This is a genomic window from Mesorhizobium ventifaucium, assembly GCF_935822925.1.
GTDB classification, from domain to species: domain Bacteria; phylum Pseudomonadota; class Alphaproteobacteria; order Rhizobiales; family Rhizobiaceae; genus Mesorhizobium; species Mesorhizobium ventifaucium.
The window spans coordinates 41,066-54,500 of the sequence record NZ_CAKXZS010000008.1 but is presented as its reverse complement, the minus strand read 5'-3'; the positions used below and the strand labels follow the sequence as shown (position 1 = coordinate 54,500).

Below are 13,435 nucleotides of genomic sequence, written 5' to 3'. Positions count from 1 at the left end.
GTGAAACCAAAACCGCGCGCCTCCGCCCATCAGTTGGTCAGGCCGATCTCGCGCATCTTGACGTAGACGACCTCGTCGGGCTCGCCGGTCTCAGGCAGCCCGAACAGCGACTGGAACTCCTTGATCGCTGCCTTGGTGCGGGCCCCGACCACGCCATCGAGCTGCATGTCGTCATTGCCGAATGCCTTCAACCCGGCCTGGATCTTGATGATGCGGGCGTCGGGTGCCTGCGTCGGCGCATCTGCCGGCGCCGAAGCGGAAACGGGAATCGCAGCCATGTCGCCCGGGCGGGGTGCCGGATGCGGCACGACCGTCGAGGCGGTTTGCGTGGCGCCCAGTTGATCGAGCAGAACGCTGTCGATCTCGCCGGAAGCGTTGAGCCCGACCTTCTGCTGATAGGCTTGGATGGCCTTACGCGTGTTGGGGCCGGAAATACCGTCGACGGTGCCGGAATAGAAATCCAGATCCTTCAATATGCCCTGGACCTGCTCGACAACCGGATCGCTCTTGACCGGGGCCGGGTCCGGCCGCACGATGTTGATGGTGGTTTCAGGCTCGTCGGCTGCTCGAGGAAAGCCCTGTATGCTCCTGGTCGCAAAAAAAGCGCCGGCGTGAGGAAAAGGCTGATACCACAAAGCGTTCGCCGAGACGTAGAACAGCGTCACCAGGAAGGCGGTCGAACCGCCAACCAGAACCGGATTGCGTAAAATCTGGCTGCCGACGGCGACCGCGCTGCGCTGGAAGGCATTGCCGCGGCGCTTGACCGCCTTAGGCTGTTTTGCGGAGCGAGCCATGCCTGTCCCCTTTCGTCTCCGCCTTGGCCGCAGGTATCGGCAGTACGCCGGGCTTGTCATTCGAACGTCCTTTCGGTCCGTTCACCGGCAAGCTGATCGTGACCGTGGTGCCCTCCCCCGGCATGCTTTCGATCGACATCGTGCCCTCGTGCAGCGCCACCAGACCCTTCACCAGCGAGAGGCCGAGCCCGGTCCCCTCGAAGCGGCGCGTATAGTCGTTCTGGATCTGCATGAACGGCTTGCCGAGATTGGCAAAGTCTTCCTCGGCGATGCCGATGCCGGTGTCCCTGACCCAGAAATGCAGTCGCGAGCCGATTCGCTTGGCGCCGACGACGACATCGCCGCCATCGGGCGTGAACTTGATGGCGTTGGAGACGAGGTTGATGAGTATCTGCTGCACGGCACGACGATCGGCGTTTATCTCGGCTGCATCCGGTGCGATCTGGGCCTGTAGATCGATGTTCTTTGCCTCGGCCTGCAAGCTCATCATCGACTGGCACATTTCGACCGCTTCCACGAAACGGAATGGTTCCGGCTCGGTTGCGTAGGCGCCGGCTTCGATCCTCGATACGTCGAGTATCGAGGTGACGATCGCAAGCAAATGCTGGCCGGACTCCTTGACCAGGCCGACATATTCCTTCTGGCGCGGATCCTTGAAGGTGCCGAACATCTCATGCAGCAGCATGTCGGAAAAACCGATGATGGCGTTCAACGGCGTGCGCAGCTCGTGGCTGACGACCGCCAGAAACCGTCCCTTTGCCACTTCGGCAGACGCGGCCGCCTCTTTCGCAGCGGCAAGCTCTTCGCGCAAGCCGGCGAGTTCGTCGTTTTCGCGCAGGACGAACGTGAGGACGTCCTGCTGCTCTTCCCCCCGCGCCAATTCAAGCGAAAACGGCCGGTAATTGTCCGCCGTCGGGCCATTGCCGTTTTGCGGCAGCCGGACGCGAAGATCCAGCCGGCGCACCAGCGCGCCATCGCGCATGTCGGCCAGCGCGCTGAGGTATGCGACGCGGTCGGACAGATGGATACGGTCGAACAGGCCGGCACCGAACAGCAGCTCCGGCTGCAGCTTCAGGATCGTGCGCGCCTTTGCCGACGCATCCAGAACCTCGCCATGCCTGCCGGCCCGCAGGACAACGGCGTCGATGATGTTCTCGAGCCGATCGTCGGTCGCCGGATCAAGCTGCGCGCCGGCCGGGCTGCCAAGCGCTGCGACGCGGGGAACGAGGGTAAGCGCCCAGGCCAGCGGCAGCAGCCAATGCCAAGCGGCTGTTACCGCCGGACCGAACGGAAAGACAGAACCGGCAAAAGCCTGCAGCAGGATAGCGACAAATACGGATACGGCACCCCAGAGTGCAGCGCGACGAGACGCGCCGATCCACCAGGCTTCGAACGGCAGCGCCACGACAAGCATGGCGACCGGCGAGGCCATCCCGCCCGCCGCGGCAATGACACCGGCAAGAGCAAGACTGCCCATCACCAGAGCGACCTGGCCGGCGAACGCCATCTTGCCCGATGCTGCCACCAGCAAGGCTGCAAACCAGCAGAGGCCGAACATCGCAAAGATTGCAGCCATGGTCACGGCCACGCCCATGCCCGAAGTGACCAGCGTGACTGCTGCGCCTGCGGCAAAGAACGGAGCGGCCAGCATGACACCGATAAACCGCCTCTGGCACCGGCGGTCGTTCTGTCCGAGGATCGACGGATGAACCATACGTTCGCAACCGGCTGCCATCGCGCCGGGCAACTCAACGTATCTGGCCCTTATCGAACTCAACTCAACGCACTCGCATCTGGTCGTGAACAGCCCTGCTTCGCAGATTGCTTTTGTTGATCTGAAACTCGCATCCAGCGTTTAAGGAATGGATAAGGCAGGACCGATCAATGCCCGGCCCGAGGCAGATATTGGGAGGCCGGCGCGGCCAAACCTTGGCAATTATAGCCATAGTAAATGGAGCGTTATCCGGGCGAACCGCCCTTCCGCCTCCGACAATCGCCCCCGGTACGCCGCGCTTCTGGAAAATAGATATGGAAAACAGCTGGATAGATGGTTAACCTTAAGTAAAGAAAACCGGCTGGATTTGAGACAAATCGATTGCAAAATGCTTCGTTTCGAATTTACCTAAAATTTGAGGAAAATTTTCGCTGACCAGGCAAGCCGTCCTTTGCGCGTCTATGCCACTATCGTAGCCATAAAGAGGTCATGTCGCACGAACGCATGATCCGGTCACGAATGAGGGCATACAGATGGGCTTTCTGATCAGAATGGCTTTCTGGTTTTCGCTGGTGCTTCTGGCGCTGCCGCTGAATGTCGGCTCCGACGAGACAGGCCACCAAAGCGTCGGGCCGATCCAGGCGTTGTTTGCGGCACGCGAAGCGGTTGGCGACATTGCCGGCATATGCGAGCGCAAGCCCGACGTCTGCGAGACCGGCAAGTCCGCGATGCACACGATCACCGCCCGGGCCAAGGAGACAGCCAAGATCGCGGCCGCCATGTTGGACGACAAGACCGCCGAACCTGACACGGCGACAACGACCGGCAGCGTGCCCGAAGACATCGTCTTGCCGGCGAAAGTCGAGTTGCCGGCGAAAAACTGAAATCCTTTCAGCGCAGCTGTCACTGCACCGCAGGCCGTCCGCCCCTAAAGCGCGTCGCATTTGACCGGCCTCCCGCGACGCGCTTCAGGTTGTTGTTTCATGCACGCCGTCATCGCAAAACCGCTGCACACCCTCGGGTCAGGCCCGAGGGCATGCTTTTGCGCGACATGCATTATACGCCTATGGTGTTTTCCTCTTTTTCCGTGACGCAGCGTCGCCGGATGATTATATCCGGGGCTATGACCACGACGATCCAAACGATCCGCGACGACTTCTCCCTGCTTGACGAGTGGGAAGACCGCTATCGCTATGTGATCGAACTGGGCGAGGCCCTGCCGCCATTTCCCGATGAGGAACGCAACCCTGCCAACAAGGTGCCCGGCTGCGTCAGCCAGGTCTGGCTGACCACCGAGTATGGACCGGGGCCTGACCCAGTCGTCACCTTCGCCGGTGATTCGGACGCGCATATCGTGCGCGGCCTCGTCGCTATAATGCTGGCGCTGTTTTCGAGACGACCCGCCAGCGAGATCCAGAAAACCGACGCGGAAGCCACGCTGAAGGCACTTGGCCTCGACGAACACCTGTCGCCGCAACGCGCCAATGGTCTTCGTTCCATGGTCAAGCGCATCAAGCGCGACGCTGAGGCGGCCTTAAAGCAGACCGCCTGATCAGACGAACAGCGCGCGATGGCCCGACATGATCGGAGCCGCAGATGTCGCAACGCATATCGATTGCTCCAGCATCGCCCCAAGATCAAAACGGCGCCGGAGGCGCCGTTGATCATCTAACCCAGGTTGGGAAGAGAGCCGGTATCAGCGCCCCTTGCGCTTGCGGCCGAGACCCATCTTCTTGGCGAGTTGTGAGCGGGCGGCAGCATAGTTGGGAGCAACCATCGGGTAGCTTGCGTCCAGGCCCCATTTTTCACGATACTCATCCGGCGTCAGACCGTAGTGGGTCATCAAGTGGCGCTTCAGCGACTTGAACTTTTTGCCGTCTTCAAGACAGACGATGTAGTCGTCATGGACGGAGCGTTTCGGGTTTACTGCCGGCTTCTGCTTGTCGGCAGGAGGCTGTTCACTGGCCCCGCCCACGCGCCCGAGGGCGGCATGGACATCGGCGATGAGGCTAGGCAGCTCGCCGACCGGCACCGGATTGTTGCTGACATAGGCGGCTACGACGTCGGCCGTCAATTCGATCAGCGCATCACTATTTCTGGAAGGTGATTCGATAATATCCATGGCTTCATAGCCCCAACGTGAGTTGTTTCTACCTGCGCCCTATTTTGACGGGTCGGGCATCGCGCGAAATTTTTGCAGGAAAGAGCCTCTGCGATTCGCGTCGCAGTATCCTAATGAGCCACTAAACCAAGTAAGTCAATTCGCTTCTTGCGCTGTATTCATCGATGGCAATAAAATATACGACGATCAGCTTCACCCTTTCGTGCACTCTGTAATTTTGAGATTTTTTTGGTCCGACCAGCAACGGCTGACGCCATGTCGAGCTACCGTTACATCCTCGATGGCCGGTAAAAGTTTCCAATGCTTGGCTATGCTTGGTTGTGTTACGGGCTATCTGGTTGTTTTCGGAATCTACAAAACCATAGGTTGCGATTTGCTGTTGGAAGCAAGCCTGAAATCAGCCTGCGGACCGCGCCGATCCATCAATGTGGGGTGATATATTTTCCGTAGACCCAGCCGGTGACGAACTTGCCGTTCTGTGCCGGATCGTGCCAGACTTCGCACCAGCGATAGCGGATCTTCTGTTCCTGCGTCCAAACCGGCTGCTTGACGATGTCGAGCAGGTTTATGCCGCCGGTGCATCTCCCGGTCATCTGCAAAACGGCACCGTTGGGATAGGCGGCCTGCTTCTGGGACGATCCCGCCGGATACTTGCGCACGTTGAGCGCGTCGCCAAACGGAACGTTGGTCACTTGCCAAGCTGCGAACACGGTTGCATGAGATGGGCCGGTGAAGGCCAAGACTGTCGAAGCGACGGCGAAAGCCGCAGCAGCGTGAAAACGAAACTTCATTTTTCCCTCTCCTCCGGCTCATCTTCTGGAGCCCGGCAAACATATACTCCGGCTCTTGAACCTGCGCTGATCGGCGTGTTCATTCCCCATACAAGTAACTTCCATAGCGAGACGCAATGACCCGAACCCCAGCATTTCCAACTGTCAGCCCGCCGCAACCAGAGAAGCGACCGGTCTTCGATCTGCATCATGGAGTGACCCGGACGGACGACTATGCCTGGCTGAGAGCCGACAACTGGCAAGAGATGTTCAGGGATCCGTCGCTGCTTGACGCCCAGATCCGCGCCCATCTCGAAGCCGAGAACGCCTATCAGGCAGCGCTCATGGCCGACACCGCCCAGGTGCGGAAGCAGCTTTTCAAGGAGATGAAGGGCCGCATCAAGGAGGATGATTCGTCCGTGCCGATGAAGGATGGGCGGTACGCCTATGGGTCATCTTTCAAGCTTGGCGGCGAGCAGCCGCGTTATTTCCGCACGCCGCGCGACGGCGGCAACCAAGAGATCCTGCTCGACGGCGACCTCGAGGCAGAAGGCAAGGCCTATTTCCGCCTCGGCGGTGTCGACCATTCGACCGATCACCGCAAGCTTCTCTGGGCCTTCGACGACAAGGGTTCCGAATTCTACACGCTTCGCGTCCGCGATCTCGTCGACGGGAACGATCTGGCGGACAGGATTCCGGATACGGGTGGCGGCGGCGTGTGGGATGCCGGAAATGACGGATTTTTCTACACCCGCCTCGATCCCAACCACCGTCCTTCCAAAGTACTGTTCCATGCCCTTGGCGACAGTCCTGAGAACGACCGGCTGATCTATGAAGAAGCCGATCCAGGCTTCTTCATGAATGTCGGCGGCACACGCTCCAACGAGTGGATCATGGTTGGCATCAACGACCATGAGACTTCGGAATATCGCATCATGAGCGCCAAAGAACCGTTCGCCGAACCGAAGCTGGTTGCTCCGCGCGAGACCGGCCTGCAATACGACCTCGAAGAAGGCGGCGATGTCTTCTTCATTCTCACCAACGCCGACGGCGCCAAGGATTTCAAGATCATGACCGCGCCGGCGAGCGACCCGGTGCGCGCCAACTGGCAGGAGTTGGTGCCGCACGAAGCGGGCCGGCTGATCCTTTCGGTGATCGGTTTCAAGGACCACATGGTCAGGCTTGAACGCAAGGAAGGCCTGCCGCGCATCGTCGTGCATGACCGCAACAGCGGCGAGGAACACCTCATCTCCTTCGACGAGGAAGCCTTCTCGCTCGGCCTGTCGGGATCCTATGAATACGATACCGAGATCATGCGCTTTTCCTATTCGTCGATGACAACGCCGGCGCAGGTCTTCGACTACCACATGCGGACCCGCGAGCGCGTGCTGCTGAAGACCCAGGAAGTTCCGTCCGGTCACGACCCGGACCATTACATGACGCGGCGGCTGATGGCGCCCGCAGCCGACGGCGAACTGGTGCCGGTCTCGCTCCTTCATCATCGCGACACGCCGCTCGACGGATCAGCGCCTTGCCTGCTTTACGGCTACGGCTCCTACGGCATCACGGTCCCGGCCGCCTTTAACACCAATTTGTTTTCGCTGGTCGACCGCGGCTTCGTCTACGCGATTGCCCATGTCCGCGGCGGCAAGGACAAGGGCTATGGCTGGTACGACGACGGCAAGCGGGCGCACAAAATGAACACGTTCACCGATTTCGTCGCAGTCGCCCACCACCTCGTCGCCGAACGCTATACGCAACATGATCGCATCGTCGCTCAGGGCGGCTCGGCCGGCGGCCTGCTGATGGGCGCCGTGGCGAATATGGCGCCGGAATGCTTCGGCGGTATTGTCGCCGAGGTTCCGTTCGTCGACGTGCTCACCACCATGCTCGACGCGACCTTGCCGCTGACGCCGCCGGAATGGCCCGAATGGGGCAACCCGATCGCCTCGGAGGAGGACTACCGAACGATCGCCGCCTACTCGCCCTATGACAATGTCGCCGCGCTCGACTATCCGCCGATCCTGGCGCTTGCCGGCCTCACCGACCCGCGTGTCACCTATTGGGAGCCGGCCAAGTGGGTGGCGCGGCTGCGCGACCGCAAGATCGGCGACAATCCGGTGCTGTTCAAGATCAATATGGACTCCGGCCATGCCGGCGCATCCGGCCGGTTTTCCAGGCTCGAGGAAATCGCCTTCACCTATGCGTTTGCGCTGAAGGTGGCGGGCAAGGCCGACCTTGCCACCACAGCGCCGCCCATCCTTTTGGACACGCAAACGGCGCTGTAGGAACTTGATCTTGCGCACGATCCCCAGCGGAGAATTGATTCCGATTCGGCTCAGGGCCTGGTCGATTTTCCGCTCGCAATTGCAATGGCCGCGCGTTACCCAATGCGCGGCTTTTCGCAGCCGCGCCACCCAAAATCATCCAGTCACGTCAAGGGTCCGCCATGTTGCTCGTCGACGTCTACCTCGACAAATCGCCCATCCAGGGCATCGGTGTCTTTGCCAAGAACCACATTCCCCGCGGCACACTGGTTTGGAAGCTCGATCCCAATTACGACCGGCGCATCCCTGTCGAGGTCTATGAGCGCGAAACCGGGCCGATCAAAACTTATCTCGATCGCTATTCCTATCCCGACCGGCGCGACCCGAATTACATCGTCTTCGAAGCCGACGACGCCCGCTACATGAACCATGCCGATGACCCGAATTGCGACGTCTCCTCGCCCGAGGAGACATATGCGTCGCGCGACATCGCGCCCGGCGAGGAAATGACCTGCAACTACAATCATTTCTTCGAAGCCGGCTTCGATTTCCTAGGCGACCGCTGACGCGCCGCCATCCCGCCCGGTTTCGCGTCAGTTCGAAGGCTGCTTGGGCGCCGAATAGCCGTTGGGATGCGGCGGTATGGCCTTCAGATAGGCTGATATCGCCGCCCGGTCCTCGGGCGCCAGCTCGGCCATGTTTCTCTGCACATCGACCATGGCGCCGCCCACCGAATCGAAATCGGGCGTGAAGCCGGTTTCGAGAAAGTAGGCGATGTCGGCCTCCGACCAGTCACTGAGCCCGCCTTCGCCCGAGGTGATGTTCGGCACGATGCCGCTGCCTTCGGCAGCCGCGGCACCCGCCAGCCACTGGCTCTTCCTGGTGCCGCCAGCAAAATCACGCGGCGTGTGGCATTCGCCGCAATGGCCCGGCCCTTCGACCAGGTAGCGGCCGGCCATCACCGGATCCGGCGTGCCATCGGGGAAGGAAACCACCGGCTGGTCACTCAAATAAAGACGTTTCCACAGCCCGATGCCGCGACGGATGTTGAATGGGAATCCCAGCGAATTGGGCGGCGTCTTGCCGGCGACCGCCGGAAGCGTTTTCAGGAAGGCATGAAGATCGGCGATGTCGGCCGGCTTCATGCGTGCGTAGGACGCATAGGGAAACGCCGGATAGAAGTGCTCGCCGCTCGGCGAAACGCCCTTCAGCATGGCGTTGGCGAGGTCTTCGACCGACCAGGCGCCGATACCGTCCTTGGCATCCTGAGAGATGTTCGGTGGCACGAAGATGCCGAACGGCGTCTTGAGTTCGAGACCCCCGACCAGTTGAAGGCGGGCATCGCCTTGCGAGCCTGGCTTCGCATGACAGGATGTACAGCCGCCGGCATCAAAAATGCGCTTGCCCCTGGCGGCATCGCCCGGGCCAAGTTGCGTCGCCAGGGTGTCGGCGTCGAGCCTGACCGGCGCCGACATGAACCAGCCGGCGACCGCGCCGGCGGCGCCCAGAACGAGGGCGGCGCAGACAAGTTTTTTCAGCAGGCGCATCGCCCGCTATCAGCCCTTCTTTATCCTGTATGTCTGGTGGCAGGTGCCGCAATCGCCGCCTATGGTGTTGAACCCCGCCTTCAAGGCATCGACATCGGCAGGAGCGGCGGCCGCGGCAGCCTTGACGTCGGCGAGATATTTCTCTTCAACCGCCTTGAAGCCGGCCATATCTTCCCAGATCTTTGGGGCAGCGGTGGTGTCGCCGGTGTTGCTGCCAGCCGGGAAAAGGGTTTCGACGTTTGCGTGGAATTTCTCGGCGTTGGCCTCCAGCGCCCTCAACGCCGTCAGCACGGCCGCTGCGTCGTAAGGGATCTCGCCCTTGACGACTTTCGACAATTGGCCGGCGATCTTTCCACGTTCCTTCATCAGGGCCTGCCGCTCCTGGATCGGATCGGCAAACGCCGCCGAACCGGTGAAGGCGAGGATCGAGATGGCGAGGATAAGCTTTCTCATTCAATTGGCTCCGTGATGATCATGTTTCGGGTGAAGGTCCGACTGATGGATAACGGCAAAGGTGGCTTGAAAATTCCGGGAATTCGCCTCACGCTTCTGTGAATTTTCGCGACGGTCGTTCTGTGCTGGAAAAGGGCGGCCGATCCTTTGGCACACACAGAAAAGCCCCGGTTTTGCCGGGGCTTTTCTGCAACTCAGTTAGGCCTATACCTTTTCGTAGAGCTCAAGGACATGGTCCCAGTTGATGAGACTGTCGACGAAGGCTTCAAGATATTTCGGCCGGGCGTTGCGATAGTCGATGTAATAGGAGTGCTCCCAGACATCGACGCCCAGGATCGGCGTCGCGCCATGGACCAGCGGGTTCTCGCCGTTCGGCGTCTTCGAGATCGCCAGCTTGCCGTCCTTGACCGAAACCCAGGCCCAGCCCGAACCGAACTGGGTGGTTCCGGCGGCGATGAAATCGGCCTTGAACTTGTCGTAGCCGCCAAGATCGCTGTCGAACGCCTTTTGCAGCGCGCCCGGCAATTTGTTGCCGCCGCCCCCCTTCTTCATCCACTTCCAGAAATGGATATGATTGTAATGCTGACCGGCATTGTTGAAGAGTCCGGGGTTCTTGCCGAAGGACTGTTTGACAACCTCTTCGACCGACAAATCGCCGAGCCCGGCTTCGGCAGCCAGCTTGTTGCCGTTGTCGACATAGGCCTTGTGGTGCTTGTCGTGGTGATACTCCAGCGTCTCCTTCGACATGTAAGGCTGCAAGGCCTCGTAGTCATAGGGCAAGGCGGGCAGTTCAAAAGCCATCGGTCGTACTCCTCGTGGAAAAATCCGGTGTCGGTACCGGACTAACATAGGTCTGGATTGGTGTGGAACAACTCCGGAATGAAGCGCCGGTTCCTCTTTTTGCCAGTCAGCCGGCCGAAGTCGAATGCGCCCAATCCCAATAGAGTTCGCGCGCCTTTTTGGCTACCGGCCCGGGCTGGAGATTGCGATCCTCGATGCGGGTGACCGGCACGACCTTCGAATGATTTCCCGTCGAGAATATCTCGTCCGCTTCGAGGAACTCGCGCACCGACAGCGCCTTTTCGATGGTCTTGAATCCATACTCGTCAAGCAGCGTCATCGTCCGCGAGCGGGTGATGCCGGACAAGAACGTGCCGTTCGGCGCCGGCGTCAGGACATGGCCATCCTTGACCAGGAAAATGTTCGAGGTTCCGGTCTCGGCGACATTGCCCAGCATGTCAAGCACCAGGGCGTTGTCGAAGCCGCGCATCTTGGCTTCAAGGATGGCCCGGCCGTTATTGGGATAAAGGCAGCCGGCCTTGGCGTTGGTCGGCATGGTTTCGATGGTCGGGCGGCGGAACGGCGAGACGGTGACCGAAAAGCCCGCCGGCGAGATCATTGGCGATTCGTAAAGGCAAAGGCAGAAACGGGTCGAGGCCGGATCTGCCGGCACACCCATATAGCCACCATGCTCGGCCCAGTACATCGGCCTTATGTAGACCGCCGTCTTCCCGTTGAACTTCTTCAGCCCGTCCCAGGTCAGCCCGACGATCTTTTCGGCGCTCATGGATGGTTTGAGACCAAGCGCGATCGCCGAAGCGTTCACCCTCGCGGCGTGGCGGTCGAGGTCGGGGGCGACACCCTCGAACCAGCGGGCGCCGTCGAATACGCTGGTGCCGAGCCACATGGCATGACTGCGCGGCCCCAGAATGGCGACGTTGCCCTCGTGCCAGTCGCCATCCACGAAGGTCCATGTCGCGGATTGCGCCGCAGCCGCCAGTGTCATCGCTTGGTTCCGCGTTTCAAAAAGCTGTCCTGTCTCGCCATTGGAAGATGCTTTGGCGCCTGCCGTCAACTGATATGGCTGAGATTTGTTAAGGCCAGCGGCATGCGAATTGCAATCCGTGCTTGCGCCTCGCCTTGCCTCGCCGCAAAACTGTCACCATGCACCATGCGGCTTACGTTTTCGACGCCTACGGCACGCTGTTCGATGTCCATGCCGCCGTGCGCCGTCATGCCGACCAGATCGGGCCAGACGGCCAGCTCCTGTCGGAGATCTGGCGCGCCAAGCAACTGGAATATTCCTGGGTGAGGACGCTGATGGGCGCCTACGCCGACTTCTGGCAACTCACCGAGCAGGCGCTCGATTTCGCCCTGCGCCAGGTTCCCTCCGCGGACAAGGGGCTCAGGGCCAAGCTGCTCGACGCCTATTGGCGGCTGGACTGCTATCCGGAGGTGCCGGCCGTGCTAAAGGCGCTCAAAGCATCGGGCGCCAAGCTGGCGATCCTCTCCAACGGCTCGCCTGAAATGCTGGAAGCGGCGGTCAAATCGGCCGCGCTCGACCAGTTTCTGGACGACATCTATTCCGTCGATGCCGTCAAGCGCTTCAAGGCCGATCCGTCGGTCTACGACATGGTCACGACAGGCTGGCGTCTCTATCCGGGTGCGGTGTCGTTTCAGTCATCCAACCGCTGGGACGTCGCCGGCGCCACCAAATTCGGCTTCCGGACTGTCTGGATCAACCGCTCCAACCAGCCCGAGGAATACCGGGACTTTCCGCCGGCCCTGATCCTGCCCTCGCTCGAAGGCCTGCTCGCCGCAGGCTGACGCATGACGCCAAATCGGAATCGATTTTTTGGAAAGGACCATGTGCAAAATAAAACTGCTACAGCGTTCTTTACCGACGCGCGGCGCTGTGGGGCTGTTGCCTCGGCGCAACAGGGGCGGAACCGTCACAGCTTTGCCTTTGTTTGTTCACCGTCAGGCCAGAATCGGAACCGCCTATCGCGCCAGGCATTGGTAGGGCTGGCGCCGTACTGATCGGCGTATTCCGATCTGAGACCTAGAAAAGGCAACGATGTTCACAACCGAAATCGACTCCTATCGCCTGAGCCGTCGTGGCTTTCTCAACGCCGCTGCGCTCGGCGCCGCCTCGATTGCGGTTTCCGCCTGCACCACGGTGGCGCAGCGGCCGGTCGAGCCGCCGCCGCCAGCCAATGTCGAGCCGCCGTTCCTGGACTATGCAACAATGTACGGTCCGGTCAGCGACAGTGGGTTCGAGCTGCCGGGCATACCTTACGAGAAAATCGACGAGCAATTTCTGCGTCAGATCGTTCCCGATCCGACCGGCCAGCCGCCCGGCACCATCGTCGTCGATACGGCCGGCCACCACCTCTATCTCGTGCGTCCGGGCGGACAAGCCATTCGTTATGGGGTCGGGCTGGGTCGCGCCGGTTTCGAATGGTCTGGTGGTGCCGTCGTCCAGTGGAAGCAGAAGTGGCCGAAATGGACCCCGCCGGCCGAAATGATCGCCCGCCAGCCCGAGCTCGCAGAATACAGCGCCGAGAATGGCGGCATGCCCGGCGGGCTAACCAATCCGCTCGGAGCGCGGGCGCTGTATCTCTTCGAGGGCAACGAGGACACGCTTTACCGCCTGCACGGCTCCCCGGAGTGGTTTTCCATAGGCAAATCGGTGTCATCTGGGTGCGTTCGCTTGATAAATCAGGACATTATTGACCTTTATGACCGTGTGCCCAACAAGACGCCGGTGGTCGTTACCGCCGGTGTCGGTCAGGAACTGGTTGCCACGGCAGACCGCAAAGCCATTCCAATCGATGCGGGCGTGCCGGAAGGATCGATCCTGCTCGGCCCGGCAAGGGCGATCACGGACTCGATCTTTTGAGCTGATCGAAGCGCTGGAGCGGCGGACTTTCGGCGCCGCAATTTTCCGGTCCGATGCTTTTCCCTGAGCATCAGCTTCTCGCAAAA

General features: G+C 60.7%; 14 protein-coding genes. 6 read left to right on the top strand and 8 right to left on the bottom strand.

Going from position 1 to position 13,435, the window contains the following annotated elements:
* Positions 1 to 29 precede the first annotated feature (29 nt).
* The gene (locus NMG70_RS05945) at positions 30 to 794 is read right to left on the bottom strand and encodes a peptidoglycan-binding domain-containing protein (protein ID WP_254023670.1); all 765 of its coding nucleotides are present in this window, start codon (positions 792 to 794) and stop codon (positions 30 to 32) included.
* Complete coding sequence (locus NMG70_RS05940) at positions 769 to 2,508, bottom strand: ATP-binding protein (RefSeq protein ID WP_254023669.1); 1,740 nt, start codon at positions 2,506 to 2,508, stop codon at positions 769 to 771. The genes NMG70_RS05945 and NMG70_RS05940 overlap by 26 nt, the downstream gene beginning before the upstream one ends.
* A 533-nt stretch (positions 2,509 to 3,041) precedes the next feature.
* On the opposite strand from NMG70_RS05940, the gene NMG70_RS05935 reads away from it, so the two are divergent.
* On the top strand, positions 3,042 to 3,392 hold the full coding sequence (locus tag NMG70_RS05935) for a DUF5330 domain-containing protein (protein WP_254023668.1): 351 nt from the start codon (positions 3,042 to 3,044) through the stop codon (positions 3,390 to 3,392).
* Positions 3,393 to 3,631: 239 nt separating this feature from the next.
* Positions 3,632 to 4,060, top strand: coding sequence for a SufE family protein (locus NMG70_RS05930; protein ID WP_023800835.1), 429 nt, complete (start codon positions 3,632 to 3,634; stop codon positions 4,058 to 4,060).
* A 144-nt stretch (positions 4,061 to 4,204) separates the two neighbouring features.
* Here NMG70_RS05930 and NMG70_RS05925 read toward each other — a convergent pair whose 3' ends face one another.
* Together NMG70_RS05925 and NMG70_RS05920 are read right to left on the bottom strand one after the other, a co-directional pair.
* Positions 4,205 to 4,630, bottom strand: a complete 426-nt coding sequence (locus NMG70_RS05925) for a Ros/MucR family transcriptional regulator (RefSeq protein WP_254023667.1) — start codon at positions 4,628 to 4,630, stop codon at positions 4,205 to 4,207.
* 422 nt (positions 4,631 to 5,052) lie between these two features.
* On the bottom strand, positions 5,053 to 5,421 hold the full coding sequence (locus tag NMG70_RS05920) for an SH3 domain-containing protein (protein WP_254023666.1): 369 nt from the start codon (positions 5,419 to 5,421) through the stop codon (positions 5,053 to 5,055).
* Between the two features lie 116 nt (positions 5,422 to 5,537).
* Here NMG70_RS05920 and NMG70_RS05915 point away from each other — a divergent pair, with 116 nt between their 5' ends.
* On the top strand, positions 5,538 to 7,688 hold the full coding sequence (locus tag NMG70_RS05915) for a S9 family peptidase (RefSeq protein WP_254023665.1): 2,151 nt from the start codon (positions 5,538 to 5,540) through the stop codon (positions 7,686 to 7,688).
* Positions 7,689 to 7,849: 161 nt separating this feature from the next.
* The gene (locus NMG70_RS05910; RefSeq protein ID WP_254023664.1) at positions 7,850 to 8,233 is read left to right on the top strand and encodes an SET domain-containing protein; all 384 of its coding nucleotides are present in this window, start codon (positions 7,850 to 7,852) and stop codon (positions 8,231 to 8,233) included.
* A gap of 27 nt (positions 8,234 to 8,260) precedes the next feature.
* Here the strand turns inward: NMG70_RS05910 and NMG70_RS05905 are convergent, their stop codons facing one another.
* From NMG70_RS05905 to NMG70_RS05890, 4 genes are all read right to left on the bottom strand, one after another.
* Complete coding sequence (locus tag NMG70_RS05905) at positions 8,261 to 9,214, bottom strand: cytochrome c (protein WP_254023663.1); 954 nt, start codon at positions 9,212 to 9,214, stop codon at positions 8,261 to 8,263.
* A gap of 9 nt (positions 9,215 to 9,223) precedes the next feature.
* On the bottom strand, positions 9,224 to 9,667 hold the full coding sequence (locus tag NMG70_RS05900) for a c-type cytochrome (protein ID WP_254023662.1): 444 nt from the start codon (positions 9,665 to 9,667) through the stop codon (positions 9,224 to 9,226).
* A 204-nt stretch (positions 9,668 to 9,871) separates the two neighbouring features.
* Complete coding sequence (locus NMG70_RS05895) at positions 9,872 to 10,468, bottom strand: superoxide dismutase (protein ID WP_254023661.1); 597 nt, start codon at positions 10,466 to 10,468, stop codon at positions 9,872 to 9,874.
* Between the two features lie 106 nt (positions 10,469 to 10,574).
* The gene (locus NMG70_RS05890; RefSeq protein WP_254023660.1) at positions 10,575 to 11,453 is read right to left on the bottom strand and encodes a branched-chain amino acid aminotransferase; all 879 of its coding nucleotides are present in this window, start codon (positions 11,451 to 11,453) and stop codon (positions 10,575 to 10,577) included.
* Between the two features lie 158 nt (positions 11,454 to 11,611).
* Here NMG70_RS05890 and NMG70_RS05885 point away from each other — a divergent pair, with 158 nt between their 5' ends.
* Complete coding sequence (locus NMG70_RS05885) at positions 11,612 to 12,274, top strand: haloacid dehalogenase type II (protein ID WP_254023822.1); 663 nt, start codon at positions 11,612 to 11,614, stop codon at positions 12,272 to 12,274.
* A gap of 250 nt (positions 12,275 to 12,524) precedes the next feature.
* Positions 12,525 to 13,349: a L,D-transpeptidase gene (locus NMG70_RS05880; protein ID WP_254023659.1), complete on the top strand. Its 825-nt coding sequence runs from the start codon at positions 12,525 to 12,527 to the stop codon at positions 13,347 to 13,349.
* The last annotated feature ends 86 nt before the right edge of the window (positions 13,350 to 13,435 follow it).

Bases quoted from the DNA above. Each gene is read 5' to 3' on its own strand.
- NMG70_RS05945 (WP_254023670.1), bottom strand. From the start codon at position 794: ATGGCTCGCTCCGCAAAACAGCCTAAGGCGGTCAAGCGCCGCGGCAAT.
- NMG70_RS05940 (WP_254023669.1), bottom strand. From the start codon at position 2,508: ATGGTTCATCCGTCGATCCTCGGACAGAACGACCGCCGGTGCCAGAGG.
- NMG70_RS05935 (WP_254023668.1), top strand. From the start codon at position 3,042: ATGGGCTTTCTGATCAGAATGGCTTTCTGGTTTTCGCTGGTGCTTCTG.
- NMG70_RS05930 (WP_023800835.1), top strand. From the start codon at position 3,632: ATGACCACGACGATCCAAACGATCCGCGACGACTTCTCCCTGCTTGAC.
- NMG70_RS05925 (WP_254023667.1), bottom strand. From the start codon at position 4,630: ATGGATATTATCGAATCACCTTCCAGAAATAGTGATGCGCTGATCGAA.
- NMG70_RS05920 (WP_254023666.1), bottom strand. From the start codon at position 5,421: ATGAAGTTTCGTTTTCACGCTGCTGCGGCTTTCGCCGTCGCTTCGACA.
- NMG70_RS05915 (WP_254023665.1), top strand. From the start codon at position 5,538: ATGACCCGAACCCCAGCATTTCCAACTGTCAGCCCGCCGCAACCAGAG.
- NMG70_RS05910 (WP_254023664.1), top strand. From the start codon at position 7,850: ATGTTGCTCGTCGACGTCTACCTCGACAAATCGCCCATCCAGGGCATC.
- NMG70_RS05905 (WP_254023663.1), bottom strand. From the start codon at position 9,214: ATGCGCCTGCTGAAAAAACTTGTCTGCGCCGCCCTCGTTCTGGGCGCC.
- NMG70_RS05900 (WP_254023662.1), bottom strand. From the start codon at position 9,667: ATGAGAAAGCTTATCCTCGCCATCTCGATCCTCGCCTTCACCGGTTCG.
- NMG70_RS05895 (WP_254023661.1), bottom strand. From the start codon at position 10,468: ATGGCTTTTGAACTGCCCGCCTTGCCCTATGACTACGAGGCCTTGCAG.
- NMG70_RS05890 (WP_254023660.1), bottom strand. From the start codon at position 11,453: ATGACACTGGCGGCTGCGGCGCAATCCGCGACATGGACCTTCGTGGAT.
- NMG70_RS05885 (WP_254023822.1), top strand. From the start codon at position 11,612: ATGCACCATGCGGCTTACGTTTTCGACGCCTACGGCACGCTGTTCGAT.
- NMG70_RS05880 (WP_254023659.1), top strand. From the start codon at position 12,525: ATGTTCACAACCGAAATCGACTCCTATCGCCTGAGCCGTCGTGGCTTT.